Below are 23,186 nucleotides of genomic sequence, written 5' to 3' on the forward strand. Positions count from 1 at the left end.
CAGACAGTCTTTGGGACAATTTGTTACCTGAGTGATACCAATCTACTCACTTGAGAAACGCTTTACCCAAAGCATTGAATGTGAAGTAAGCCTCTTATTACAATGCGGCGTTCTTAGCTGCCTCCTTGAGGCGATGTGGATAACGTGTTGTGTGGCAGCTGCCTGTCGCAACTCATCTGATGCAAGCACCCGACGTTGGGGGAAATATGAAAAAGCAGCGATTGAAAGCCGTGGCTCTGACCACCGCGCTTTCTGCCGGCGCGCTAATGGGTAGTGTTGCCGTGGCAGATGAAACCCTGGACCAGATTATCCAGGTCGGTGAAGCCAAAACCGCAATGGCCCAGGAATCCCAGAAGCGGATTGACCGCCTGGCTCAGGAAACCGACGATCTGCTGCAGCAGTTCAAGGTGGTCAACAAGGAGATCGAAGGTCTGCGGACCTACAATCGCCAGTTGGAGCGTCAGATTGAAGCCCAGCAGCGTGTGCTGAGCGACTTGGATCAATCCATCGAGCAGGTCACTGTTATCGAGCGTCAAATTCAGCCGCTGGTGATGAGCATGCTGGATGCGCTGGATCAATTCGTCGAGCTGGATATGCCCTTCCATCTGGAAGAGCGTCGCGCTCGCGTCCAGATGCTGCGTGACAACCAGGACCGTGCGGATATTTCCGTTGCTGAAAAATTCCGTCAGGTGCTGGAAGCCTACCGCATTGAGTCAGAATACGGTCGTTTCCTCGATACCTACCGCGACACTCTGGAAGTGGATGGTCAGGAGCGCGAAGTGAACGTTTTGCGCGTTGGTCGCATCTCGTTGATGTATCAAACCACCGATACCGAACAACAAGGCGCCTGGGACAAAGAGCAGCAGGCGTGGGTCCCACTGGATGATTCCTACCGGAACCCGATTCTCAAGGGCCTGCGCATTGCCCGTGACCAGGCAAGCCAGGACATCATGATGTTACCCGTTCAGGCTCCGGAGGCAGCACAATGAAGATGAAGTTTTTGAAGGGCTCTCTGGTCGCCCTGACCGCTGGCCTGCTGACCGCCAACGTTTCTCTGGCGCAAGACGCGGACAGAGCTGGTTCAATGGAAGAGTTGCTGGAGATGGTGCGCGAGTCCCGCGTCAATGAATCCCAGGAGCACCGTGAGCGTGAAGCCCGTTTCCGTCAGGAGCGTGGTCAGCAGCAGCAGCTGTTGGGCGAAGCTCGCAACACTCGTACTCAGGAAGAAGAGCGTTCCACGACGCTGGAAGCTAGCTACGATGAGCAAGAGCTGGAAGTCGATGCCAAGCGTAACCAGCTGAACGAGCGTCTGGGTTCACTGCGTGAATTGTTTGGTCATCTGACCTCTACGGCGGGTGACCTGCGCTCCAACATCCGCACGTCCATCATCAGTGCTCAGTACCCCGATCGCGGCGAGTTCTTGAGCGGCCTGATCGACAAAATGAACAGTAATACCCGTCTGCCCAGCATCGACGAAATCGAGCGCCTGTGGTACGAAGTTCAGCGCCAGATGGTGGAAAGTGGCAAGGTCGTCAAGTTTAACGCCGAAGTCATCAAGCCCAACGGCGATAAGGCTGAGCAGGAAGTAGTCCGCATCGGTGCCTACAACCTGGTTTCCGAAGGCAAATACCTGGCCTTTATTCCTGACGGTGCAAAAATGGAAGAGCTGGCTCGTCAGCCCGCTGGCAACATCCAGAGCTCTGCTTCTGACCTGCAAGGTGCTGACTCCGGTCTGGTGCGCGTAGGTATCGACCCCACTGGTCCTACCGGTGGCTCTCTGCTGACCGCTCTGATTGACAGCCCAACCTGGGCAGAGCGTTGGCACCAGGGCGGTGGCGTTGGTTATGTGATCACCGCTGTCGGTATCTTCGGCTTCCTGCTGGGCCTGTGGCGCATTATTGTGCTGTCCCTGATGAGCGCCAAAGTTAGCTCTCAGTTGAAATCCAGCACTCCGAGCAACAACAACCCGCTGGGTCGTGTGCTGCAAGTGGCTGAGGACAACAAAGGTGTTGATCCTGAGACTCTGGAACTGAAACTGGAAGAAGCGGTGCTCAAAGAGCGTCCGAGAATCGAATCCGGCCTGTCCTTGCTGAAGATCATCGCCGCTGTTGCGCCGCTGATGGGTCTGCTGGGTACCGTAGTCGGTATGATTCTGACCTTCCAGGCCATCACCATCTTTGGTGCGGGCGATCCGAAAAACATGGCCGGTGGTATCTCCTCTGCCTTGATCACCACGGTATTGGGCCTGGTAGTGGCAATCCCGACGGTTCTGCTGCATACCATCGTCAACGGCCGCGCGAAGCGTATCATCCACATCCTGGATGAGCAGACCACCGGCATTGTCGCCGAGAACGCTGAGCGTAAGTAGGAGATAGACCATGACGGCAATAATGGAAGCAATCGCAGCCATTAAAGCCTTTTTGGATCAAGGGGGCGGTGTGCTTGTGCTCATCGCCATCCTCACCTTCTTGATGTGGACCCTCATCTTCGAGCGGTTCTGGTACTTCAAGGGGGGTCTGAAAAGTGATGTCCAGTCGGCTCTGGACCAGTGGGAAAGTCGCAGTGAGCGCAAATCGTGGAACGCTCGCCAGATTCGTGAGGCGATGGTTTCCCGCATCTCCGAGAAGATCAACACCAACATGGACATGATTGCCACAATGGTAAGTCTCTGTCCTCTGCTGGGTTTGCTGGGAACGGTCACCGGTATGATCGAGGTGTTTAACGTTCTGGCGATGACTGGCGGTGGTGATGCCAAGCAGATGGCCGGTGGTGTATCGCGTGCGACCATCCCGACCATGGCCGGTATGGTGGCCGCTCTTTCCGGGCTGTTTGCACATACCTATCTTGAGCGGATCGCGGAGCGGGAAAATCACCTGTTTGCTGACCACCTGACGGCGGATCACTGAGGCGAACTCCAAGTTAAACACCGGTATTAAGAGATATCCCATGAGCAGGAACAATCAGAAAGCCGAAGAAGAAGCTCAGGCCATTGACTTGACGCCCATGCTCGATGTGGTGTTCATCATGCTGATCTTCTTCATCGTGACTGCTACATTTATTAAAGAGACGGGGATTGAGGTCAATCGTCCTGAGGCCACGACTGCTGATTCGAAAGATGACGCTGCGATTCTGATTGCCGTGAGTGAAAATAACGAAATCTGGATCGACAAGAATCAGGTAGACAAACGTGGTGTTCGGGCTCAGATTGAGCGGTTGCACGCCGAAAACCCGAATGGGACAGTCGTTATCCAGGCGGATCAGGGCGCGGATATGGAGTTTGTCATTTCCATTACCGAGTCGGCTCGTGAACTGGGGATTACCAACGTCGCTGTCTCCACTGAAGAGAACTAGGCTGCTATGAATTTTGCAAGAGTAGGTATTGCAGGGGCGTTGTCAGTCGTCGTTACGGTTGCCCTGCTGTTTTTGATGCAATCGCTGATCAACTCTGACATGCAGAACGACGAGCGTCCAGAAGACCGGAAGATCGCCGATATTCGCATGCCGGATACAGAGATCGAAACCCAGTACGAAGCGGCGAAGCCCGCCAAGCCTGATGATCCGGCGGAGCCTCCGCCGGATATTCCGGAGCCCGAATTCGATTCTCCGGACGTCGATGCTGGCGCCCTCAACATGGCCGCGCCGAGCATGGGGCTGGAGATTGGTATGGGTACGGGTTCCAACTTCTCTGGTGACGGCGAGTACATGCCCATTGTTGCTGTCGCGCCAGAATATCCGCGTCGAGCGGCTCAACGTGGTACTGAAGGCTTTGTGACGGTGCAGTTTACCGTGACCACCAATGGATCTACCCGCGATGTTGTCGTGGTAGATGCCGTGGACACTGAAGGTCGCGAAACCAGTATCTTCAACCGGGCTGCCATTCGCGCTGCCGAGCGCTTCAAGTTTCGTCCGCGTGTCGTAGACGGTGAGCCGGTGGAAGTGGCCGGCGTGAGCTATCGTTTTGTCTTCGAGCTGCAGGACGATTAAGGGTTGGGGGTGATGACAGTGACTAAATTTCAATCATTGATGGTCGGCACATTGGGCCGTGGCCTCTTGGTCGCCTCGTTGGCAGCGGCCCCGGCTGTGTCAACAGTATTGGTGAAAGAGGTATTTCCACAAGCGACCTTTGCAATGGGAAGCGTGCAGGCGCAGGAACTGATACAGCCGGCCAGTCAGCCGCCTGAACCTCGTCGGGTTCCGGGGATCAGCCAGCGACTGAACGAAGAGCTTTCGGAAGTTCAGCAGTTTATTGATCCTGAGGAAGATTCCGGACAAGAGCCTGATCTGAACGAAGCGTTGCGCCTGTTGCAGCGAATGGAAAATAAGATCAGTGAGTACAATGCGTACGAACAAGCACAGATCTATAACTTCCTGGCCAATGTGCATTTCCAAATGGACAATATGAGCGAGACGCTCAGCGCCTTTGGAAATGTGGTTGAGCGTTCGCCGCAAATCCCAACCGGGCTGGAAACCTCTACGTGGCAGGTGCTGGGTAAGCTGCACATGCAAGAGGAAAACTTCGACGAAGCACTCGAGGCGTTTGAGAACTGGACGAATCTGGTAACCAGCATTAACGCAGAGCAGTACTATGTGTTTTCATTGTTGTTCTACCAGATGAATCAGCCTGAGCGTGCGTTGGTGCATGTTAACCAGGCGGTCAGTATGACTGAGGCTGAAGGGAAGGTGCCTGATGAAAACTGGTTCGCTATGCAGCGCTTGCTGTACTTCGAGCAAGAAGACTACCAGAGCACGGCCGATGTTCTGGTGAAGATGGTTCGCCACTATCCGAAGGTATCGACCTGGCGTCAGCTGTCCGACATGTACAGCCTGTTGGAGAACTTCGATGACCGTCTGCACACGCTGGAAGTGGTTTATTTGCTAGGTGGTCTGGATCGGGAAAATATTCTCGTTTCCATGGCCTCTATGTATCTCGACCGCGAAGTGCCTTACAAAGCCGCTAAAGTGCTGGAAAAAGGCATCTACGAAGACGAAATCATCGAACCGACCGCTCGCAACCTGGAGCTGCTCGCCAACTCCTGGAGTCTGGCTCAGGAAACTGAGAAGTCGATGGTGGAGATGGAGAAGGCGGCAGAAAAGTCTGACGAAGGCGATCTGTTTGCCCGCTTGTCTGCCATCTACATGCTGAATGACCGTTACGAAGCTTCGATTGAAGCGGGGCGGGAAGCGCTGGATAAAGGCGTTGAGCGCGCGGATCAGGTTTATCTCCGTATCGGCACCGCCTACGTGAATCTTGAGCAGTATGACGACGCGATTGACGTGTTGGAAGAAGCGGCCAAAGATAAGCGTAGTGAAGAAGCGGCCCAGCAGTGGATCAAGTTCGCCAAAGGCGAGAAAGAGCGTGAAGAAAAAACACGCCGTGAAGAAGAGCGTTATCAGGAGCAAAAACGCAGATGGGAAGAGGAAGATGGGCTGGTGTTGCCTGGAGCCTGATCCCCTTCGTTGATTGCTCGAAAAAAACCGGCGGTTACTCGCCGGTTTTTTTATGTCTGTCTGTTTTGAAAGCTGAGCTGTGCTGCTCCTGATTCAGACACGCAGACCTCTCTTGTGGGAGACGCCTGCCCCGACACCTCCGTCGGGGTGTAGCGGTCGCCTCAATCCAGTTGCTCGAGGTCTCTTACCGCTCCTTTATCGGCACTGGTGGCGAGTTTTGCATAGGCCTTCAATGCTGTGCTGACCCGGCGTTTGCGCGGCTCGCTTGGTTTCCAGGCGGTATCGCCTTGGGTTTCCATTCCGTGCCGTCGTTGTTGCAATTCGTCTTCACTGAGCAACACATCAATGGAGCGGTTGGGGATATCGATGCGGATAGCATCCCCATTTTGCACCAGACCGATAGCCCCTCCCGCTGCCGCTTCCGGGGACACATGCCCGATGGACAAGCCGGAAGTGCCACCTGAGAAACGACCATCGGTCAGGAGCGCACAGGACTTGCCTAGCCCCTTGGACTTCAGATAACTGGTTGGATACAGCATTTCCTGCATGCCGGGGCCGCCGCGTGGGCCTTCGTAACGTACGACAATGACCTCGCCTGCCTTGACAATACCGCCTAAAATGGCGTCGACAGCCTCGTCCTGACTTTCCACGACTCGAGCGGGTCCTTCGAATACCCAGCAGCTTTCATCAACGCCCGAGGTTTTCACAACACAACCGTCTTCTGCAATATTGCCCCTTAGTACAGCCAGTCCGCCTTCACGGGTAAAGGCGTTCTCGAGGGAACGAATGCAACCATTGGCACGATCAACATCCAGAGTGGGCCAGCGAGTAGCCTGACTGAAAGCCTCCTGCGTCGGAATGCCCGCCGGGCCCGCCTTATAGAATGTCTGTACGCTGACATCGTCATTGCCAACCAGGTCCCATTTGTCCAGTGCGGCCTGCACGGTTTCGCTGTGTACTGTGGGCAAGTCGCTGTGTAGCAGTCCGGCGCGATTCAGCTCGGCCAGAATGGACATCACGCCACCGGCGCGGTGGACATCTTCAATATGGTATTGCTGTGTGTTGGGGGCGACTTTACACAGTTGGGGTACTTTCCTCGACAAACGGTCGATGTCGAACATGGTGAAGTCGATTTCACCTTCTTGCGCCGCCGCGAGCAAATGGAGAATCGTATTGGTAGAACCCCCCATCGCGATATCGAGCGCCATGGCGTTTTCAAACGCTTTGAAGTTGGCAATGGAGCGCGGCAACATGCGGTCGTCGTCCTGCTCATAATAGCGTTTGGTGATATCCACGATTCGACGTGCCGCTTCCAGAAACAGTTCTTTCCGGTCGGCATGAGTCGCCAGCAGCGTACCATTGCCCGGCAGGGAAAGGCCCAGTGCTTCGGTCAGACAGTTCATGGAATTGGCGGTGAACATACCGGAGCAGGAACCGCAGGTGGGACAGGCTGAGCGCTCATACTCCGCCACAGTCTCGTCATCCACCGAGTCATCGGCGGCAATCACCATGGCATCAATCAGATCCAGGTTGTGCTTGGCGAGCTTGGTTTTCCCGGCCTCCATCGGGCCGCCGGAGACAAAAATGACGGGGATGTTCAGGCGCATGGCCGCCATCAACATCCCGGGAGTGATTTTGTCACAGTTGGAAATGCACACCAGAGCGTCGGCGCAGTGAGCGTTCACCATGTATTCGACAGAGTCGGCGATAATATCCCGGGAAGGCAGACTGTAGAGCATGCCGTCGTGTCCCATGGCAATGCCATCATCGACGGCGATGGTGTTGAATTCCTTGGCGACGCCACCGACTTTTTCAATCTCCCTGGCCACCAACTGGCCCATGTCTTTCAGGTGTACGTGGCCGGGAACGAACTGGGTAAAGGAGTTGGCCACAGCAATGATGGGCTTGTGGAAGTCCTCGTCTTTCATCCCGGTGGCGCGCCACAGCGCGCGAGCCCCGGCCATGTTCCGGCCGGCGGTGGTGGTTTTGGAGCGATAAACAGGCATGGTCTTTCTCTATTTGGCGGCGTTCGAAAAGCCGCCAATAATAGCAGAAAACCTTCTGGGGAGCGTCTTGGCTGACCTAGTGGTTGAATGACGCTCGGCCCTTGGCGGTGTCTGTCCTTTCAAGACACGCCGTAAATACGTCCCTGTAGGCTCGCATCGCGGGTCCCCCGCTCCACGGTCTTGAAAGGACAGACACCGCCAAGGGCCTTAGTGCCACAACTATGCTTATGATGGTTGGTGTGTGCTCAGCTTACCTCTATGGTTGCGAGGTTTTAAAAAGGTTGCTTTAGCACATAGGTCTGCGGAGGGGGTGCCTTGTTCCCGGACCGTGGAGCCGGGGACCGGCGATGCGAGCCTACAGGGATGTATTCACGGCGTGTCCGGGAACAAGGCACCCCCTTCGCAGACCGGAGGTGACGCAACGCATACCCAAGAACCTAAAGGTTCTTAATAAAGATCTTAGAGTTGCGCTGGTAGTTATACAGCCGTTGCTTCGATACCGGTAAATCGCTGATCTGCGCCTGCACAAAGCCCTGCTCAATGAACCAGTGAGCCGTTTGTGTGGTGAGCAGAAACAAGCGCTTAACACCCTGCCGGCGTGCGATTTTCTCCATCTGATCCAGCAGCGCAGCCGCACGGCCGCTTTTGCGGTACTCTGGATGAGTCACCACGCAGGCCAGCTCCGCGCTGTCCTCAAACGAATAAAGCGCCGCGCAGGCGATGATGGTACCGTCCTTTTCCAATACGTGAAAACGGTCGATCTCCGTTTCCAGCAGCTCGCGAGAGCGGCGCACCAGAATGCCCTCGTTTTCCATAGGCGATATCAGTTCAAGAATGCCCCCCACATCATCAATGGTGGCACGGCGCAGTTGTTCGTAGCTGTCCGAGTGCACCATCGTGCCCAGGCCGTCCCGGGTAAACAGCTCGCCCACCAGGGCGCCATCGGTGGCGTAGCTGATCAGCTGTGCGCGTGGCACGCCCTGCATACAGGACAGATAGCAGGCGTTGAGTGCCTGGCTCAGATCACTGCCCATGCGCTCTCCGTCGCTGTGCAGAAAGTCGCGGCATTCCTGAAGCGCCAGTTGACGAACCAGCTCTCCCTGGCTGTCACGCACGCCGTCGGCTTCGATAAAGGCCAGCAGCTTGTCTGCCTTCAGCGCCGTGGCTACATGAGTGGCAACGTCACTGTAGGAGAGATTGAAAGCCTCCCCGGTGGTGGAGTAGCCGAGCGGTGAAAGCAGGGCAATGGCGCCCGAATCCAGAGCGGTATTCAGTGAGCGGGCATTTACTCGGCGGACTTTGCCGGTGTGTTGCAGGTCCACTCCGTCGAGTACGCCATAAGGCATTGCGACCACGAAATTGCCGCTGATGACCTGCATGCGGGCACCGTGCATGGGGGAGTTTGGCACCCCGGTGGACAACGCCGCTTCCATCTGAATGCGTGCCTGGCCAATGGCCTGCGTGACGCGCTCCAGACTCTGCGCGTCGGTGATACGCAAGTGGCGGTGAAACTGGCTCTGGGTGCCCGCTTCGCTCAGGCGTGCGTCAATATGTGGGCGCGCGCCATGTACCAGCACCAAGCGTACCCCCAGGCTGCTCAGCAGCGCAATGTCGTAGATGATATTGCTGAAATTGTCATGCACCAGCGCCTCGCCGGGCAACATGAGCACGAAGGTTTTCCCCCGGTGCGCATTGATGTAGGGCGAGGAGTGCCGGAACCACTTAACGTAGTCTTGGGTGGGGCCTGTGGTCAAAGTCTTATCCTTTCGGGGGTGCGTCTACACAGAAACGTTGAATCAAACCTGTGAGTATATCCACTGATGGGGCCAGTTGCCCAATGTCGATGAATTCATCTGGCTGGTGAGCTTGATTGATGGAGCCGGGGCCGAGCACCAGCGTCTCCATGCCAAGGGATTTCAGGAAGGGTGCTTCGGTGGCAAACGCCACGGCCTCGGCGGTGTGCCCTGTCAGTTGCTCGCAGGCGCGCACCAGTTCGCTGTTGGCGGGCTGCTCAAAGGGTTCGACGCCCTCGAACAGCTCAGATAGTACGATGTCGGTGCCGCTGCGCTCCGCCAGGGGGGAGAGACGCTGCCGCAAATGGTGTCGCAACGCCTCGTTATCCATGCCGGGTAGGGCGCGCAGGTCAAAATGCAGTTCGCATTCGGCGCAAATACGGTTGGGATTGTCCCCCCCGTGGATACAGCCCAGGTTCAGCGTGGGGACATCCACCGAAAACCCCGGGTTCCGGTAACGGGTTTGCAGTTCCTCGCGAAATGCCAGCAGCTCATTCAGTACCGTGTGCATGGTTTCCAGCGCGTTTTTTCCCAGTGCCGGATTAGAGGAGTGGCCGCTGGCGCCTCGCACGCGCAAGGATTCCATCATAATCCCCTTGTGCATACGTACCGGACGAAGCTCGGTGGGTTCCCCGATCACGGCGTAGCGTGCCTTCGGGCGTCCCATATCCGCCAGAGCCCTCGCACCGCTCATGCTGCTTTCCTCGTCAGCGGTGGCCAGTACGATCAGGGGCTGGTTCAGCGCTTGTGTTCCCAGTCGGTCGATGGCGGCCAGCACGGCGGGAAAGAAACCTTTCATGTCCGTGGCACCGAGGCCATACAGTTTGCCGTCCCGTTCGGTGAGCGTGAAGGGGTCACTCTGCCAGCGGTTGTCGTCGTAGGGCACTGTGTCGCTGTGGCCGGACAGCACCAGGCCGCCCGAGCCAGTGCCGCGCGTGGCGATCAGGTTGTACTTGCCGGACCGATGGGTCGTGTCGTCGCGTCCGGGAACGGGCAGGAGTTCGACGGAAAAGCCCCGGGCTTCCAGCCAGGTGGCCAGCAGGTCCAGCACCGCTTTGTTGCCCATGTCCCACTGCGGATCCGAGCAGCTGACCGATGGTTGGGCCACCAGTTGGCCAAGTTGATCAATGTAGCGTTTGAGGTCGAAAGTCATACACGGCCGATACCAGAGAAGTGTACCGGCAGTGTAATACAGGAGGGTCAGGCGGGCCTAGCGGGAAAGCCAGGCCCGGAAAGGCCGATCAGCCGAACAGCCCTTTGAAGAAGAAGAAAAACAGAATGGCGAGGCCGGCACCGGCGGGCAGCGTGATGATCCACGACATGAAAATGGTACCAATCACTCGGAGGTTCAGAGCGCCAATGCCGCGCGCCAGTCCGACGCCCAAAACCGCGCCCACCAGGGTTTGTGTGGTGGAGACCGGAAGCCCGGTGCCGGAGGCCAAAACGACAGTACCTGCAGCACCCAACTCGGCGGCGAAGCCGCGGCTTGGCGTCAGCTCGGTAATCTTCCGGCCGATGGTCGCGATCACTTTCCAGCCATAGGTGGCCAAACCGACCACGATCCCCGCCGCGCCGATTAACAATACCCAGGCTGGCACGGAAGCGCTTGAGGTGACGGACTGTGTCTGGATGACGCTCACAATGGCCGCGAGTGGCCCTACGGCGTTGGCCACGTCATTCGAGCCGTGGGCGAATGCCATGGCGCAGGCGGTGAAGATCATCAGAATACCAAACACGCGCTCCACACTGGTAAAGCGGTGCAGGGAGTCGGCTTCGTTGTCTTTTTTGACACGGCGCATCATCCAGATACCCAGCAGGGCCACCAGTACACCGATGACGACGGATATTAAAGCGCTTTGCAGAAAGTCCGGGTGAAAGGTGGCGTCTTTCAATACGTGTTTCAGTCCCTTGAGCAGGGTAACCATGGAAATCAGAAAGCCCACGGCAAACATGTAGAGGGGGATATAGCGCTTGGCGTTGGAGAAGGGGTCTTCGGTGTTGAGAATAAGGTGCTGGACGGAGCGGAACAGCCAGAAGGAGATGGCCCCTGCCAGCAGTGGTGAAACCACCCAACTGGCCACGATAGTGCCCACCTTATCCCAAGACACCGCGTCCACGGAGATGCCCACGGCCGCAAAGCCGATGATGGCGCCGACAATGGAATGTGTCGTGGAGACTGGCCAGCCGAGGATACTGGCAATCAACAGCCAGGTGCCTGCGGCCAGGAGGGCGGAGAGCATCCCGAAGACCAATAGCTCCGGCTCTTCACTCATCAGGGCCGGGTCGACAATGCCGCTGCGTACAGTGGCGGTGACGGACCCCCCGGCCAGGTAAGCGCCCAGGAACTCGAACACCATGGCGACGAGGATCGCCTGCTTGATGGTCAGGGCGCGGGACCCCACCGATGTGCCCATGGCATTGGCCACATCGTTGGCGCCAACGCCCCAGGCCATGAAAACGCCAAACACACAGGCGAGAATCAGAAGGATATGGCCGTATTCGGCGATCACGGTCATGCAGTTTCCCCAATCGTTATCAGTTTTAGCGCGCGAGCAGCAGTTCCAGACGGCCGCCGACATCCTGAGCGCGGTTGGCGAGGTCACCGATCCAATCGATCACCTTGTACAGAAACATCACATCCACGGGTGGCAGATCCGCTTCCAGGCTGAACAGTGTGGCGCGCATGGTCACTTCCAGTCGATCCGTCTTGCGCTCAAGGGCATCCAGCTCCTGAATCATGGTTTCCACAATGCCTAGCTCACGGCCACTGAAACCGGTCTCCAGAAGCTCATCCAGCTCATTGATCGCTTTGAGTGCCTGTTCGGCCGCTTTCACCGCCGCGTCCACGTATTCAAGGGTCATTTGCTGCATGCTGGTCGGAATGGTCATTTTGCGACCGAGCATGATGCCGGCAATGTCCTTGGCGCGGTTGGCGATCCGGTCCTGCATGGCGAGCAGCTCAAGCAGATCGGTGCGCGGAACCGGCAGGAAAAGGCTTTTGGGAAGATGCAGGCGAAGTTGCTTTTTAAGTGCGTCCGCCTCGTTTTCCAGGTCGGTGATTCGCCGCTGCACGGCTTCCACCTGCTCCCAGTCATCGGCGATCACGCACTCGAAGAAGCGCTGAAGCTCGCCAGTGGCGCGAATCGCGACCGCCATATGCTCTTGCATCGGCTTGATTGGCGAGCGGCCGAAGAGGTTCGAGAAAGGGTTGTTGATGGGCATGTGGTAATGTCCCCCTTGCGAAAGTGCGGGCAGTATAAAAACTTATACCGGACAGGTCACCCTTGATTTTGACATTTTTACACCTCGTTTGCCCGGCGAGACCCCCGAGGGGGCTCGAAGCATCGGGGTGAATCTGCCCGGGCCGTGCGCCCGGCGGTGTTGTTGGTCTTCCGGACAGGCTACAATCGGGGGCAAAATTTGCGTCTGACTGACAGGAAGCCCTTCATGGCCGTAACCGCCACTGCTGAGTATCGACTTGACTTGCGCCGTCTCGTGGACGACCTGGTGGCCGATTCCCGACTGGATCGCGAGGATGCCAACCGGCTGTTGGGGGCGGTGCGCACCCGGGAGCAGGCCATGATGCACCCGTTGGCTTACGTGGGGGGGCAAGGGCTCGAGGATCGCGCCTCACCGGGCAGGCCGCTCGATACCGAAGCGTTGACGGCCTGGATGGCGGAGCGCGCCGAACTGCCCGTTTTTCATATTGATCCGCTGAAAATCGACGTGCCTCGGGTGACGGACATCATGTCCTATGCCTTCGCCAAACGGCATGGGATTCTCTGCGTTGAAGTGACCCCGGATGAGGTGGTGGTCGCCTGCACACAGCCGTTTGTGACCGGCTGGGAGCCGCAACTGGAGCATGTGGCCCGCCGCCGTGTACGCCGGGTGGTGGCCAATCCGGCGGAAATCGACCGCCATCTGGTGGAGTTCTACACACTCGCCCGCTCTGTCAATCGCGCGAGTGGCGGACCGGGTGCCAGTGGTGTGGGTAATTTCGAACAACTGGTCGACCTGGGAAGCTTCAGCGAAGACCCGGAAGCCAATGACCAGCATGTGGTCAAAATTGTCGACTGGCTCCTGCAATACGCCTACGACCAGCGCGCCAGCGATATCCATATTGAGCCTCGCCGTCAGGTGGGGCGTATCCGTTTTCGCATTGACGGGGTACTTCACCCGGTCTACGAATTGCCATCCAACGTTACCAATGCCGTGACCAGTCGGTTCAAAGTGCTCGCACGGATGAATATTGCCGAGAAACGCAAACCCCAGGATGGCCGAATCAAGACGCGCCGCAATGATGACAGCGAGGTGGAGCTGCGGTTGTCCACCTTGCCCACCGCGTTTGGCGAGAAGCTGGTATTGCGCATCTTTGACCCCGATGTCCTGCTGCGCAGCTTCGCGGATCTCGGGCTGGTGGGGGATGACTTCGACCGCTGGAATGCCATGCTCAAGCGCCCCAACGGTATTGTATTAGTCACGGGCCCGACCGGGTCCGGTAAAACCACGACCTTGTATTCCTCGCTTCGTCAACTGGCGACAGAGGAAGTCAATGTGAGCACGATTGAAGACCCGATCGAGATGGTCGAAGAGCACTTCAACCAGACCCAGGTGCACCATAAAATCGGGCTGGATTTTGCGGCGGGCATCCGCACGCTGATGCGGCAGGACCCGGACATCATTATGGTGGGGGAGATCCGCGATCTGGAAACCGCGCAGATGGCGGTGCAGGCGGCCCTGACAGGCCATCTGGTCCTGTCGACGGTACACACCAACGATGCGCCGGCTACCGTGGCGCGGCTGTTGGATCTGGGCATTCCCTCCTACCTGATCAATGCCACCTTGCTGGGAGTGATGGCGCAGCGACTGGTTCGCACCTTGTGTCCTCACTGCAAGGAAGAGGGGACGATTAGCCCGGAGGACTGGCAGCAGCTGGTGACGCCCTGGAAAGTGGCCGTGCCGAAAACGGTGTACCGTCCGGTGGGTTGTCTGGAATGCCGCAACACGGGTTATCTCGGGCGGCAGGGGCTGTATGAAATTCTTATGCTGTCGGAATCGGTGAAAGCTCAGATTGGCCCGGAAGCGGGTATGCAGGCGTTGCGCAAGCAGGCGATGCGCGAGGGGATGCGCACGCTGCGTTTATCCGGGGCCCAGAAGGTTGCTGCGGGGCTTACGACGGTGGAGGAAGTGATGAGGGTGGCGCCGCCGCCTGAGAAAGAGCATTAGTGTCCGGCCTGTTGAGTGTGTAATTTACCGCCAGGGCTGGGAAGGGCTCACCGTTTGGAAACCCGCCGTGAACCCATGACGTGAAGGGATTCACTAATGCCGCGGTGGCATGGATGCCAAAGAGCGGTCCGTGGGGGCTTCTCTTCGGCATCCATGCCTCAGAGAGTTTCCAAACGGTGAGCCCTCCCCAGCCCTTCCGTGCCATCGTTAACTTTACAACGCATTCACTGAAAGAGAGTCTTAATGTTCGAGCAAACGCGAATTCCCGCCCCGCTTCAGGAAGCGACCCGCAAGCGCTTTGAAGACTTTGAGCAGAGTCTGGAGCAGCGCCAGTTGGATTCCCCTGAATCTGTGCTGCCGGGCGCTGTGTCCAAAGAGGATTTTCTGCAGCAGATTCACCGCGCTTTCGCCGCGAGTGAATTTGTGGCGAAAACCTGCACGACCCGCCCCGAAATGTTGCTGGACTGGGTGCGCTCCGGCGAATTGTTTGAACCGTTGGGTGAGTCGGGAATGAGCGGTTTTGCCGAAGCGCTGTCGGACTGTGAGGATGATGAGACCTTTGACCGAGTGTTACGACAACAGCGCAACCGGGCCATGGTGCGGATTATCTGGCGCGACCTGAACCGGTTGGCTTCAATGCGGGAGATTACCGATGAGCTGTCGCGCTTTGCCGAAGCCGCGATTCAGTGCGCGATGGATTTCCATTTCGAGCGCATGAAACCCCGCTGGGGCGTGCCGATGGGCAAGCACAGCGGTGAAGCGCAGCCGCTTGTGGTGTTGGGTATGGGCAAGCTGGGCGCGCGCGAACTGAACGTCTCCTCCGATATCGATTTGATTTTCGCTTTTCCTGAGGCCGGTAAAACCGAGGGTGGCGAGCGCTCGCTGGACAACCAGGAGTTTTTCACTCGCCTGGGGCAGAAATTGATAAAAAGCCTGGATGCGCTCAGCGCCGAAGGCTTTGTATTCCGGGTGGATATGCGGTTACGCCCCTACGGCCAGAGCGGCGCGCTGGTGTCTAACTACGATGCGATGGAGGAGTACTACCAAAGCCAGGGCCGTGACTGGGAGCGCTATGCCATGATCAAGGCACGCCCGGTGGCGGCCAGTGGCCACAAGGCGCAACAAGCGGCGGATGAGCTGATGGCGCTGTTGCAGCCATTCACCTATCGCCAATATATCGATTTCAGTGTGATTGAATCCCTGCGTGACATGAAAGGGCTGATCAGCCGTCAGGTGCAGCGCCGCGGTATGAGCGAGGATGTCAAACTCGGTGAAGGCGGCATTCGTGAAATCGAATTTGTGGTGCAGGTCTTTCAACTGATTCGCGGCGGGCGCGATCCGCGTTTGCGTGAGCGGCAGGTGTGTGAGTTGTTGCCGCTGCTGGAAACCGAAGGTTACTTGCCCGAAGGCAAAGGCAAGGTGCTGCTCGATGCCTACGAATTCCTGCGCAATACCGAACACGCCATTCAAGGCTATCAGGATCGCCAAACCCAGGCGTTGCCCGACACGGAGGACGGGCGAGTGCGCCTGGCCTGGGTGATGGGCTATGACGACTGGCCGGCCTTCGATCAAGCGTTGTCCGCCGTGCGTGAAGCGGTGAATCGCGAGTTTCAGGAGGTGATTGCCGATCCGGACGCGGAGCGGGGCGACGACCGTCAAACCCTGCAACCCTGGGTGGCCCTCTGGGAGGGAAGTCTCGAGGGCGAGGAAGCCGAGGAATGGCTGGCCGGGCAGGGTGTGGATCAACCGCATCGGATACTGGCAGTGTTGAAGGATCTGCGTGAACATCGTCAGGTGATGGCCATGCAGGCCAGCAGTCGCGACCGCCTCGACGCCTTCGTGCCGCGCTTGCTGGCGATGCTGGCCGAGGGCGAGGCCGCTGATGAGACGCTGCACCGCATTCAGCCTCTGATTGTATCGGTGGTGCGCCGCAGCGCTTATCTAGTGTTGCTGGTGGAAAACCCGGTGGCGTTGCAGCAGTTGGTGAAACTGTGTGCCGCCAGCCCCTGGATCGCCAATGAACTGTCTCGATTCCCCGCCCTGTTGGACGAACTGCTCACCCCGGAAAGCCTCTATTCGCCGCCGGGAAAGGAGGAGTTAAGGGATGAGTTGCGCCGGGAGTCTCTGCGCTTGTCGTGGGACGACCTGGAAGGCCACATGGACACGCTTCGCTATTTTCGCTCGGCCCATGCACTGCGGGTGGCCGCCAGTGAAGTGACCGGTGCCCTGCCGCTGATGAAAGTCAGCGATTACCTCACCGATCTGGCAGAGGTGATTCTCGAGCACGTCTTGCAGCTCGCCTGGGAGCAATTGTTACCGCGCTACGGTCGCCCCGCCGGTCGCGATGGTGAACCGGAGCAGGCACCAAACTTCGTGATCGTGGGTTACGGAAAACTCGGGGGAATTGAACTGTCTCATGGGTCAGATCTGGATCTGGTGTTCATTCACGACAGTGACCCGGATGGCCAGAGCGATGGTGAGAAACCTCTGGACAATAACCTGTTCTACACCCGGCTGGGGCAGCGTGTTATCCACATTTTGAACACCCGCATGCCCTCGGGCACGTTGTACGAAGTCGATATGCGGTTGCGCCCCAATGGGGATGCCGGAATGTTGGTGACCACGTTGCGGGCCTTTGAGAAATACCAGCACAACGAGGCCTGGACCTGGGAGCATCAGGCGCTGGTTCGCGCTCGGGTGGTGGCCGGTCACGAAGCGCTCGCCACCGACTTTGCCCGCGTGCGGCAAGAGGTGCTGTGCGCCCACCGTGACTTGAATGTGCTGCGCGAGGATGTTCTCAAAATGCGCGAGAAGATGCGCGATCACCTGGGCAGTCGACCTTCCGCCGATGGCGATGCCAGGCCATTCCATCTCAAACAGGATGCCGGAGGTATCGTCGATATTGAATTTATGGTTCAATATGCGGTTTTAGCCTGGGCCGAGAATGAGCCCGCGCTCACCGAGTATACAGACAACATCCGCATTCTCGGTGCTCTGGAACAGTCCGACCGGTTGGGCGCAGAAGCCGTCGCCCAGTTGATCGAAGCCTACAAGGCCTATCGGTCCACCGGTCACCGCCTCGCGTTACAGCGCCAGGAGGCAGTCTTGGAAGACGGCGAGCCCTTTGCTGAGGAGCGACGCCAAGTAACTGGCCTGTGGCGGCAACTGCTGGAATCCCATCACTGATCGGACCCCTCACGCTGGCCGCGGCCTTTTTGATGTCAGTTTTTTAGGAGTTGGTTATGTCATTTGCCGATCGCGACGGCGTTATTTGGCTGGATGGCGAACTGGTGCCCTGGCGGGATGCCCGGGTCCACGTACTGACCCACACCCTGCATTACGGCATGGGTGTGTTTGAAGGCGTTCGCGCCTACGAGAGCAGTGACCGCGGCACCTGTATTTTTCGCCTGAAAGAACACACCGACCGGCTGTTCCGGTCCGCCCACATCATGCGTATGGATATGCCGTTCAGCAAAGATGAGCTGAACGCCGCCCAGAAACGGGTGGTGCGGGAAAATGGCCTGCAAGAGAGCTACCTGCGCCCCATGGCCTTCCTCGGTTCCGAGGGCATGGGACTGCGTGCCGATAATCTGAAGGTCCACGTCATGGTGGCCGCCTGGCATTGGCCGTCCTACATGTCGCCTGAAGCGCGTGACCTTGGAATCAAGGTGCGCACCTCCAGCTACACGCGCCACCATGTAAACATTTCCATGTGCAAGGCCAAGGCCAACGGCCATTACATCAACTCCATGCTGGCGTTGCGTGAAGCGCTGGACAGTGGCTGTGAAGAAGCCTTGCTGCTGGATAACGAAGGCTATGTGGCCGAGGGCAGTGGCGAGAACGTGTTTATCGTCCGCGATGGTGTCATTCTGACGCCGGAGCTGACTTCCTGCCTGGACGGCATCACCCGCAATACGATTTTTCAGTTGGCGGATGAGTGCGGCTATACGGTACGTGAGAAACGCATTACTCGCGACGAAGTCTATATTGCCGACGAAGCGTTCTTCACGGGTACCGCCGCTGAAGTGTTGCCGATTCGTGAGCTGGATGGCCGGGTGATTGGCGAAGGTCGGCGCGGTCCGGTGACCACCCGCTTGCAGTCCCTGTACTTTGATGCTGTTAAGGGCAAGCTGCCCAACCATGGCGAGTGGCTGGCCCCGGTGGTCGATTGATCGTCCCGTTTGACCCACAGGGCACCGCCGGATGGCGGTGCCACTTGGAGGATTGCGTATACCATGAGCGATAGAGGCACGCCGCCCGTCACCAGTGAAACCTTGCGGCAGACCGATACCGCTTCTCTGAAGGTCTACCTGCGTCTGCTCGCCTATATCAAACCCTACTGGGCACTGTTTGCCCTGAGTGTATTCGGGTTTGTGATTTATTCAGCCTCCCAGCCGGCCATGGCGCAGTTCATGGAATACCTCCTGGATTTTATCGGCGATGAAAACCGGGGCGCAGCGCTGACGCCCGCGCTCATTATTATGCTTATTGTGCTGGTGCGAAGTATCGGCGCTTTCCTGGGCAACTACTTTATTTCCCTTGTGTCGTTTCGCATCGTGCACGCCTTGCGGCTGGACTTGTTCAACCACATGGTGCACTTGCCCGGAGAGTATTTTGATCGGCACAGTTCCGGTCACCTGATGTCGGTGATTACCTATAACGTCAACGGTGTCACCACGGCCGCCACCGACGCGTTGAAAACGCTGATTCGGGAGGGGGCGACGGTGGTGGCCCTGCTCGGCTACCTGTTTTACAAAGACTGGCTGCTCACCTTGTTACTTATGGGGGTAGCCCCGATCATTGCCGCACTGGTGGGTTATGTCGGCAAGCGCCTGCGTCGCCTGAGTGCCCAGGTGCAGCACAGTATGGGGGACATCACGCAAGTGTCCTCCGAAATGATCCACGGCTATCGTGTAATGCGCAGCTTCGGCGGGGAAGAATACGAAAAGCGCCGCTTCAATCAGGCGAGCTGGCGCAACTACCTGCAGAACATGAAAATTGTGCTCACCGCCTCACTCAATACGCCCATTCTGCAAATGTTGATCGCCCTGGCCATGGGGTTATTGCTGTTTGTCGCGCTGTCAGTGATGGAGCTGAGCGACCCGGGTGCCTTTGTAGCCTACTTCATCGCTGCCGGCATGGTATTGAAGCCCCTGCGTCAGTTGAGTGAAGTGGTGCCCACCATTCAGAAAGGCGTCGCGGCCGCTGACAGTATTTTCCAGTTGATCGATGAGCCGGCGGAAACCGACGCGGGGACACATCAAGTCCCTCGTGCGGAAGGGGCGGTGCGTCTGGAGGACGTTTGCTTTAGCTACGATCAGAACGACAGCTGGGTGCTGGACCATATCAACCTCGATGTTCGCCCCGGCGAAGTCATCGCTCTGGTGGGCCGCTCCGGGAGTGGGAAGTCCACGCTGGTCAGCCTGCTTACCCGTTTCTATGATCCCGGTCAGGGTCGAATTTTGCTGGATGGTCGGCCCCTGTCCGACTACCGGCTGGATAATTTGCGCGAGCAAGTGGCGCTGGTCAATCAGAATGTGGTGCTGTTCAATGATTCTGTGGCGGGCAACATCGCCTACGGCGCTCTGGCGACCACCGACATTGAACGGGTGCGTGAGGCGGCGGAAGCGGCTCATGCCCATGAGTTTATCGAGCAGCTGCCGCAGGGGTATGAAACGCTGATTGGCGAGAGTGGTACACGTCTCTCGGGAGGCCAGCGCCAGCGCCTGGCGATTGCCCGGGCCATTCTGAAAAATGCTCCGATCCTGATCCTGGACGAAGCCACCTCGGCGCTGGACACCGAGTCAGAGCGTCATATTCAGGCGGCGCTTGAACAGGTGATGAAAGGGCGTACCACGTTTGTGGTGGCCCACCGTCTCTCCACCATTGAGCGGGCTGACCGGATTGTCGTGATGGGTGAAGGGAAAATCCTGGAAGTGGGCACTCATCGTGAATTGCTGGACGCCGGTGGCCAGTATTCGCGCCTGCATTCCATGCAATTCCGGGATGAAGTTTAATCAGGGCGTCGGTTGACGCCCCTCGGCAAGTACGGGGACTTACTCTGGGGGATATTGCGCCAACAACTTCGCCACCAGATTTTTGAGCTGGTCCTCCCGGGACAGTTCAAACTGCTTTAGATCAATGCCCGCCGCGCTGCCGCGCCACACCAGCTCATCGGTTTGGGCATCGATAAAGTCCATTACAATCACACCTTCCTGATTCGTGTTGTCCAGGCTTTTGCTGCCGCCGAGGCCGACGCCAGCGTTGCCGCCAATGGGTAGCCCAATAGAAAGCCCCAGAGTTTTGCCGCCCCCGCGCGCCGCCCGTGTTGCCCCGTTGAGGCTGACATAAAACTGCGGGTTATCGCTGTCGAGCCGGTATCCCTTTTCAGTCATGGCTTCCTGAGCCACCCGTTTCAATCGGCTGTGTTCCACGCCCGGGATCTGGGATTGCCCGCCGCGCCACTCGTAACGGCCCCACCCACGGTCAAACTGAGTGCCGGGATTATAATCCTGTTCAAACTTCGGCCCGGCACAAGCGGTGACGAGCACCGCCAGTGCGAGGGCAATCAGAACTTTGATAGACGTTTTCATGGCATCGCCTCGTGTCATTTACGGTTTCGGGTGCGAGTAACAGTGACTCTAGAGGGTTCGCGGTGATGTGGTTGACGGGTCGGAGACCCGCCGTAAACCCATCCATGGGGGCTTCATGTCGGCATCCATGCCTCCAAGAGTCTCCGACCCGTCAACCACATCACCTTTCCTTATCTCTGAGTGCGCGGTTTGCCACCGAAAGTTCAGTATGGGTTACAGTAATCGCACAATCTGGGTGTCTGGCTCGCGGGCTTTTCCAGACTGGTGCAGCGCTTCCAGATAGGCCTGCCAGTGTGTCTCTTCGTTGACGCACAAATCGTGCAGATACTCCCAAGTGTAGATGCCCGAATCGTGCCCGTCATCAAAGATGACTTTCAGGGCGTAGTTTCCGGCGGCTTCGATGTGCTCTATGGCGACATCGCGCTTTCCGAAGGGGAGGGTGCCGCCACTGGCTCCGTGGCCGCGCACTTCGGCGCTGGGGGAGTGGACGCGCAGGTATTCGGCGTCAAGGCGGTAGGTGTGGTCGCTAAAGGCCAGTTCCAGTTGGCGGGATTTTTTGTGCAGCAGGATTTTGTCGGGAGTCATTGATCGTCTCCAGCGGGTGCCTCTAGCGCCGCCCCGGCAAGGGGTCCGCTGCCGCAAGACACGCGGTAAATACGTCCCTGTACGCTCGAAAGCGCGAGTCCCTCGGCTTACGGTCTTGCGGCAGCGGACCCCTTACCGGGGCTGTTCAGGTGTCAGCTTCCAGTTTGCAGGGCGCCCTTAGGGGGTCCTGTGGGCGTCGAGCCTAGTATTAGCTTACAAAATATATCGGCTCAAATCCTCATCTTTGGCCAGTTCCCCCAGGTGCTTCTGCACGTAAGTCGCGTCGATTTCGACGGCGGTGCTCTGGTTGCCGGCGTCGAAGGAGACGTCTTCCAGCAAACGTTCCAGTAGGGTGTGCAGGCGGCGTGCACCGATGTTTTCGGTGTTTTCGTTGACCTCGAAGGCGGTTTCAGCCAGGCGGCGGATTCCGTCGGGTTTGAAGGTGAGTTCCACGCCTTCGGTTTTTAGCAGGGCTTGATGTTGTTCGGTCAATGAGGCACTCGGTTCGGTGAGAATGCGCTCGAAGTCGTCCGGGGTCAGCGCACTCAGCTCTACGCGGATAGGAAGTCGGCCCTGCAACTCGGGAATCAGGTCCGAGGGTTTGCTCAAATGGAAGGCGCCGGAGGAGATGAACAGGATGTGATCGGTTTTGATCATCCCGTGCTTGGTACTCACCGTGCAGCCTTCAATCAGCGGCAGCAGGTCGCGTTGAACCCCTTCGCGGGACACGTCAGCGCCGCTGGTCTCGCCACGCTTGGCCACTTTGTCGATTTCGTCGATGAAGACAATGCCGTTTTGTTCGGCGGCTTTAATCGCATCGGCTTTGACTTCCTCTTCGTTGATCATGCGGGCGGCCTCTTCGTCCTGAAGTTGCTTGAAGGCCTGCTTGACGGTCATCTTGGCGGTTTTCTTCTTGTCTTTGGACAGTGAGGAAAACATATTCTGCAACTGGCTGGTCATATCTTCCATGCCCGGGGGCGCCATGATTTCCACGCCCATGGGGGTGTTGGCCACTTCGATTTCGATTTCCTTGTCGTCGAGATCGCCTTCACGCAGTTTTTTGCGGAAGATTTGCCGAGTCCCGGATTCGTTGGTGTTCTCGGTGTCTCCGCCTCGGGCGGGAGGTAAAAGCACGTCCAGAATGCGTTCTTCTGCCGCTTCGGCGGCGCGGTGCTGCACGGTTTTCATGGCTTGTTCGCGATGCATTTTGATGGAAATATCCACCAGGTCGCGAATAATGGATTCCACGTCGCGGCCCACGTAGCCCACTTCGGTAAACTTGGTGGCCTCCACTTTGATAAACGGCGCTCGGGCCAGCTTGGCCAGGCGGCGGGCGATTTCGGTTTTACCGACGCCGGTGGGGCCGATCATTAGAATGTTCTTGGGGGTGATTTCCGGGCGCAGGTTTTCGTCGACCTGCATACGCCGCCAGCGGTTGCGCAGCGCAATGGCAACGGCCCGTTTGGCATTGGCCTGGCCGATGATGTATTTGTCCAGTTCGTGGACAATTTCCCGGGGGGTCATGTCAGACATAG

Annotated in this window: 18 protein-coding genes; 10 read left to right on the forward strand and 8 right to left on the reverse strand. The window is 57.9% G+C overall.

Annotated elements, in window-relative coordinates:
- The first annotated feature begins 206 nt into the window (after window positions 1-206).
- Genes ACQCLF_RS08095 through ACQCLF_RS08120 form a run of 6 tightly spaced genes read left to right on the forward strand, consistent with a single transcriptional unit; the run spans window position 207 to window position 5,448 of the window.
- Window positions 207-989, forward strand: a complete 783-nt coding sequence (locus tag ACQCLF_RS08095; RefSeq protein ID WP_426986071.1) for a DUF3450 domain-containing protein — start codon at window positions 207-209, stop codon at window positions 987-989.
- Window positions 986-2,368 carry a MotA/TolQ/ExbB proton channel family protein gene (locus ACQCLF_RS08100; RefSeq protein ID WP_426986073.1) on the forward strand — a complete coding sequence of 461 codons (1,383 nt, stop codon included), beginning with the start codon at window positions 986-988 and terminating at the stop codon, window positions 2,366-2,368. Before ACQCLF_RS08095 ends, ACQCLF_RS08100 begins: the two co-directional genes overlap by 4 nt.
- A 10-nt stretch (window positions 2,369-2,378) precedes the next feature.
- A complete protein-coding gene (locus ACQCLF_RS08105) occupies window positions 2,379-2,906 on the forward strand; it encodes a MotA/TolQ/ExbB proton channel family protein (RefSeq protein WP_426986075.1) in 528 nt (175 codons plus the stop codon).
- A 40-nt stretch (window positions 2,907-2,946) separates the two neighbouring features.
- Window positions 2,947-3,351, forward strand: a complete 405-nt coding sequence (locus tag ACQCLF_RS08110; RefSeq protein WP_426986077.1) for an ExbD/TolR family protein — start codon at window positions 2,947-2,949, stop codon at window positions 3,349-3,351.
- A 6-nt stretch (window positions 3,352-3,357) separates the two neighbouring features.
- Window positions 3,358-3,984, forward strand: a complete 627-nt coding sequence (locus ACQCLF_RS08115) for an energy transducer TonB (RefSeq protein WP_426986079.1) — start codon at window positions 3,358-3,360, stop codon at window positions 3,982-3,984.
- Window positions 3,985-4,002: 18 nt separating this feature from the next.
- Entirely contained in the window at window positions 4,003-5,448 is a 1,446-nt protein-coding gene (locus tag ACQCLF_RS08120) for a tetratricopeptide repeat protein (protein WP_426986081.1), read from the forward strand.
- Between the two features lie 161 nt (window positions 5,449-5,609).
- Here ACQCLF_RS08120 and ilvD read toward each other — a convergent pair whose 3' ends face one another.
- The 5 genes from ilvD to ACQCLF_RS08145 form a co-directional block, all read right to left on the reverse strand.
- Entirely contained in the window at window positions 5,610-7,454 is a 1,845-nt protein-coding gene (gene ilvD / locus ACQCLF_RS08125; RefSeq protein ID WP_426986083.1) for a dihydroxy-acid dehydratase, read from the reverse strand.
- 437 nt (window positions 7,455-7,891) lie between these two features.
- The gene (argA, locus tag ACQCLF_RS08130; protein WP_426986085.1) at window positions 7,892-9,208 is read right to left on the reverse strand and encodes an amino-acid N-acetyltransferase; all 1,317 of its coding nucleotides are present in this window, start codon (window positions 9,206-9,208) and stop codon (window positions 7,892-7,894) included.
- Between the two features lie 4 nt (window positions 9,209-9,212).
- On the reverse strand, window positions 9,213-10,400 hold the full coding sequence (argE, locus tag ACQCLF_RS08135) for an acetylornithine deacetylase (RefSeq protein WP_426986087.1): 1,188 nt from the start codon (window positions 10,398-10,400) through the stop codon (window positions 9,213-9,215).
- 88 nt (window positions 10,401-10,488) lie between these two features.
- A complete protein-coding gene (locus ACQCLF_RS08140) occupies window positions 10,489-11,763 on the reverse strand; it encodes an inorganic phosphate transporter (RefSeq protein WP_426986089.1) in 1,275 nt (424 codons plus the stop codon).
- Window positions 11,764-11,788: 25 nt separating this feature from the next.
- Window positions 11,789-12,469 carry a TIGR00153 family protein gene (locus ACQCLF_RS08145; RefSeq protein WP_426986091.1) on the reverse strand — a complete coding sequence of 227 codons (681 nt, stop codon included), beginning with the start codon at window positions 12,467-12,469 and terminating at the stop codon, window positions 11,789-11,791.
- Window positions 12,470-12,694: 225 nt separating this feature from the next.
- On the opposite strand from ACQCLF_RS08145, the gene ACQCLF_RS08150 reads away from it, so the two are divergent.
- From ACQCLF_RS08150 to msbA, 4 genes are all read left to right on the forward strand, one after another.
- Window positions 12,695-14,473, forward strand: coding sequence for a GspE/PulE family protein (locus tag ACQCLF_RS08150; RefSeq protein WP_426986093.1), 1,779 nt, complete (start codon window positions 12,695-12,697; stop codon window positions 14,471-14,473).
- A 243-nt stretch (window positions 14,474-14,716) separates the two neighbouring features.
- Window positions 14,717-17,659, forward strand: coding sequence for a bifunctional [glutamate--ammonia ligase]-adenylyl-L-tyrosine phosphorylase/[glutamate--ammonia-ligase] adenylyltransferase (gene glnE, locus ACQCLF_RS08155; RefSeq protein WP_426986095.1), 2,943 nt, complete (start codon window positions 14,717-14,719; stop codon window positions 17,657-17,659).
- A 56-nt stretch (window positions 17,660-17,715) separates the two neighbouring features.
- Window positions 17,716-18,645 carry a branched-chain amino acid transaminase gene (locus ACQCLF_RS08160; protein WP_426986097.1) on the forward strand — a complete coding sequence of 310 codons (930 nt, stop codon included), beginning with the start codon at window positions 17,716-17,718 and terminating at the stop codon, window positions 18,643-18,645.
- A gap of 63 nt (window positions 18,646-18,708) precedes the next feature.
- Window positions 18,709-20,490: a lipid A export permease/ATP-binding protein MsbA gene (gene msbA, locus ACQCLF_RS08165; protein WP_426986099.1), complete on the forward strand. Its 1,782-nt coding sequence runs from the start codon at window positions 18,709-18,711 to the stop codon at window positions 20,488-20,490.
- 39 nt (window positions 20,491-20,529) lie between these two features.
- On the opposite strand, the gene ACQCLF_RS08170 is transcribed toward msbA, so the two are convergent.
- From ACQCLF_RS08170 to hslU, 3 genes are all read right to left on the reverse strand, one after another.
- Window positions 20,530-21,066: a DUF4136 domain-containing protein gene (locus ACQCLF_RS08170; protein WP_426986101.1), complete on the reverse strand. Its 537-nt coding sequence runs from the start codon at window positions 21,064-21,066 to the stop codon at window positions 20,530-20,532.
- 213 nt (window positions 21,067-21,279) lie between these two features.
- Complete coding sequence (locus ACQCLF_RS08175; protein ID WP_426986103.1) at window positions 21,280-21,651, reverse strand: gamma-butyrobetaine hydroxylase-like domain-containing protein; 372 nt, start codon at window positions 21,649-21,651, stop codon at window positions 21,280-21,282.
- A gap of 213 nt (window positions 21,652-21,864) precedes the next feature.
- The gene (hslU, locus tag ACQCLF_RS08180) at window positions 21,865-23,184 is read right to left on the reverse strand and encodes an ATP-dependent protease ATPase subunit HslU (RefSeq protein WP_426986105.1); all 1,320 of its coding nucleotides are present in this window, start codon (window positions 23,182-23,184) and stop codon (window positions 21,865-21,867) included.
- Between the last annotated feature and the right edge of the window lie 2 nt (window positions 23,185-23,186).

The sequence above is a fragment of the Marinimicrobium sp. ARAG 43.8 genome (genome assembly GCF_050113635.1).
GTDB lineage: Bacteria > Pseudomonadota > Gammaproteobacteria > Pseudomonadales > Cellvibrionaceae > Marinimicrobium.

What these genes read in the sequence shown, in the direction of transcription:
- ACQCLF_RS08175 (WP_426986103.1), bottom strand. Translation starts at nt 21,651, where the DNA reads ATGACTCCCGACAAAATCCTGCTGCACAAAAAATCCCGCCAACTGGAA.
- hslU (WP_426986105.1), bottom strand. Translation starts at nt 23,184, where the DNA reads ATGTCTGACATGACCCCCCGGGAAATTGTCCACGAACTGGACAAATAC.
- ACQCLF_RS08140 (WP_426986089.1), bottom strand. Translation starts at nt 11,763, where the DNA reads ATGACCGTGATCGCCGAATACGGCCATATCCTTCTGATTCTCGCCTGT.
- glnE (WP_426986095.1), top strand. Translation starts at nt 14,717, where the DNA reads ATGTTCGAGCAAACGCGAATTCCCGCCCCGCTTCAGGAAGCGACCCGC.
- ACQCLF_RS08150 (WP_426986093.1), top strand. Translation starts at nt 12,695, where the DNA reads ATGGCCGTAACCGCCACTGCTGAGTATCGACTTGACTTGCGCCGTCTC.
- ACQCLF_RS08105 (WP_426986075.1), top strand. Translation starts at nt 2,379, where the DNA reads ATGACGGCAATAATGGAAGCAATCGCAGCCATTAAAGCCTTTTTGGAT.
- ACQCLF_RS08110 (WP_426986077.1), top strand. Translation starts at nt 2,947, where the DNA reads ATGAGCAGGAACAATCAGAAAGCCGAAGAAGAAGCTCAGGCCATTGAC.
- ACQCLF_RS08115 (WP_426986079.1), top strand. Translation starts at nt 3,358, where the DNA reads ATGAATTTTGCAAGAGTAGGTATTGCAGGGGCGTTGTCAGTCGTCGTT.
- ACQCLF_RS08160 (WP_426986097.1), top strand. Translation starts at nt 17,716, where the DNA reads ATGTCATTTGCCGATCGCGACGGCGTTATTTGGCTGGATGGCGAACTG.
- ACQCLF_RS08095 (WP_426986071.1), top strand. Translation starts at nt 207, where the DNA reads ATGAAAAAGCAGCGATTGAAAGCCGTGGCTCTGACCACCGCGCTTTCT.
- ACQCLF_RS08100 (WP_426986073.1), top strand. Translation starts at nt 986, where the DNA reads ATGAAGATGAAGTTTTTGAAGGGCTCTCTGGTCGCCCTGACCGCTGGC.
- ilvD (WP_426986083.1), bottom strand. Translation starts at nt 7,454, where the DNA reads ATGCCTGTTTATCGCTCCAAAACCACCACCGCCGGCCGGAACATGGCC.
- ACQCLF_RS08170 (WP_426986101.1), bottom strand. Translation starts at nt 21,066, where the DNA reads ATGAAAACGTCTATCAAAGTTCTGATTGCCCTCGCACTGGCGGTGCTC.
- argE (WP_426986087.1), bottom strand. Translation starts at nt 10,400, where the DNA reads ATGACTTTCGACCTCAAACGCTACATTGATCAACTTGGCCAACTGGTG.
- ACQCLF_RS08145 (WP_426986091.1), bottom strand. Translation starts at nt 12,469, where the DNA reads ATGCCCATCAACAACCCTTTCTCGAACCTCTTCGGCCGCTCGCCAATC.
- msbA (WP_426986099.1), top strand. Translation starts at nt 18,709, where the DNA reads ATGAGCGATAGAGGCACGCCGCCCGTCACCAGTGAAACCTTGCGGCAG.